The sequence below is a fragment of the Pseudomonas sp. SST3 genome (assembly GCF_003325755.1).
Genome location: NZ_QORI02000240.1, coordinates 1 through 1,280 on the forward strand (window position 1 = coordinate 1; position 1,280 = coordinate 1,280).

Sequence of the window (1,280 nt, forward strand, 5' to 3'; positions counted from 1 at the left end):
CGCCCTTTGTAATAGCCTTCGAAATTAAGCTCCTGCGTAGTTATGCTGCTTTCTTCCTCTGTGTATACGCGAAAATAAAGATAGTTCATAGGCCTGCCAATAGCATACTTCTCAAAATCTAGCCAATTGGCTAAAACCTGAAGTACATGATTCTTAGTATTTTTGTAGGCATCCCTTTCTGCACTAAATAGCGCACAGCAAACACTGATAACGGCAAACTTACCATATCTAACGCCTTGCCCGTAATTAGTAGTTCCGAACCGATCATCCTTGTATTTGGACAATTCTCTTTCAATGTCGTGCAGTTGCATGTAACAGATATATGCATAAAAATATTCTGAATGCCTCTCCGGGTCATTCATAAATCTTCTAAAATTTTCTTCTTGAAAAAGCCGCTTTGAGCTAGTACGGCGAGCTTGAGCAGGAAGCCCATCACAGGACATCGCGAGCCTAAGCAGCGTCTCTCGATCGATAATTAAATCACGCGTAATATATTTCTCGCGTATTCCGTCAGCATACTCGCCCTTTTTCCTTTCATAGTAAAAACCAAACGATTCAAATATTCGGCGCTGAAGTTCTATCTGAATTTTATCATTCGAACGACGGTCGGCATCACTGACTGCACTCTGTTTATTCGTTGCCTTAGATATGTCTTCAATTAACGTGAGCTTCGCGGACTCATCCCTTGCGGCTGTATCGCCAAAAGTAATAATTTTAAGAAGGACCTCTTTGTTTTGGAAAATATCTATGCTTTCTTTTCTATTCTCCACCTCATCATAGATCCTGCTAAGCGTATAAGCAGTTTGCCCGCCATTAATTATTTGTGGATTTTTAATTACTATTTGAGCTTTGTCTTTTTGCCCTATTTTTTCGTTGACTAGCGTCTCATCGGATAGCATAGTGATGCCATTATTAAAAAGCGCAAACTCGTTGGTTTTCCTCTCCTTAATGGTTTTATAAATTTCTTTATTTACGCTGTTAGCCTGCATCTCCAGATAACATCTCGGATTAAATTTTAATATCGAATTTCTATATTTATATAATATCCGCCCAATCTCTTCAGTAGGAACAAAAACAACGGTAATATCGCAATCCTTGAACTCAGTTTCAACGTTGTAGCTAATCCGAGATCCAGAAGAATTTTTATTCTTCAAATTTAGCGAAATACACAGCTGGCTGTTGTTATAGTATGTGCCGGTTACAACCGGGAATACCAGATCGCTATAGGTTTTTCCATAATCATATACCGTTGCTGGAAATCCGTTTGTTAGCTTCTTCAA

Annotated in this window: 1 protein-coding gene; it reads right to left on the reverse strand. The window is 38.9% G+C overall.

Features of this window, described 5'->3' with window-relative positions; genetic code table 11:
• The coding region (locus DQ405_RS27000) for an AIPR family protein (protein WP_174824737.1) at window positions 1–1,280 on the reverse strand (1,280 nt) is incomplete at both ends.